This is a genomic window from Streptomyces glomeratus, assembly GCF_021462825.1.
Taxonomy (GTDB): Bacteria; Actinomycetota; Actinomycetes; order Streptomycetales; family Streptomycetaceae; genus Streptomyces; species Streptomyces glomeratus.
On the sequence record NZ_JAKEEB010000096.1, the window covers coordinates 1 to 1,018 of the forward strand.

Annotated in this window: 1 protein-coding gene; it reads left to right on the forward strand. The window is 67.2% G+C overall.

Annotation, left to right across the window (positions count from 1 at the left end; translation table 11 throughout):
* Positions 1–1,018, forward strand: a 1,018-nt coding sequence (gene ispG / locus LZ604_RS35465; RefSeq protein WP_234520352.1) for a flavodoxin-dependent (E)-4-hydroxy-3-methylbut-2-enyl-diphosphate synthase, incomplete at both ends; no start/stop codon positions are given.

A 1,018-nucleotide genomic window follows, 5' to 3' on the forward strand; every position in this document is an offset into this window, starting at 1 on the left:
GCCCCGGTGTCGGTGCAGTCGATGACGACGACGCGTACGTCGGACATCGGTGCCACGTTGCAGCAGATCGCGGAGCTGACGGCGTCGGGTTGCCAGATCGTGCGGGTGGCGTGTCCCACGCAGGACGATGCGGACGCGCTGGCGACGATCGCGCGGAAGTCGCAGATTCCGGTGATCGCGGACATCCACTTCCAGCCGAAGTACGTCTTCGCGGCGATCGAGGCGGGTTGTGCGGCGGTCCGGGTGAACCCGGGCAACATCAAGCAGTTCGACGACAAGGTCAAGGAGATCGCGAAGGCGGCCGGCGACCATGGGACCCCGATCCGGATCGGGGTGAACGCGGGTTCGCTGGACCGGCGGCTGCTGCAGAAGTACGGCAAGGCCACCCCGGAGGCGCTGGTGGAGTCGGCGCTGTGGGAGGCCTCGCTGTTCGAGGAGCACGACTTCCGGGACATCAAGATCTCGGTCAAGCACAACGACCCGGTCGTGATGATCGAGGCGTACCGGCAGCTGGCCGCTCAGTGCGACTACCCGCTCCATCTGGGCGTGACGGAGGCGGGCCCGGCCTTCCAGGGGACGATCAAGTCGGCGGTGGCGTTCGGTGCGCTGCTGTCGCAGGGCATCGGTGACACGATCCGTGTCTCGCTGTCCGCGCCTCCGGTGGAGGAGGTCAAGGTGGGTATCCGGATCCTGGAGTCGCTGGGTCTGCGCCAGCGGGGTCTGGAGATCGTCTCCTGCCCGTCGTGCGGTCGTGCGCAGGTGGATGTGTACAAGCTGGCGGAGGAGGTCACGGCGGGTCTGACCGGTATGGAGGTCCCGCTGCGGGTGGCGGTGATGGGTTGTGTCGTCAACGGGCCGGGGGAGGCCCGGGAGGCCGATCTGGGTGTGGCCTCCGGCAACGGCAAGGGGCAGATCTTCGTCAAGGGCGAGGTCATCAAGACGGTGCCGGAGTCGAAGATCGTGGAGACCCTGATCGAGGAGGCCATGAAGCTCGCCGAGCAGATGGAGAAGGACGGCG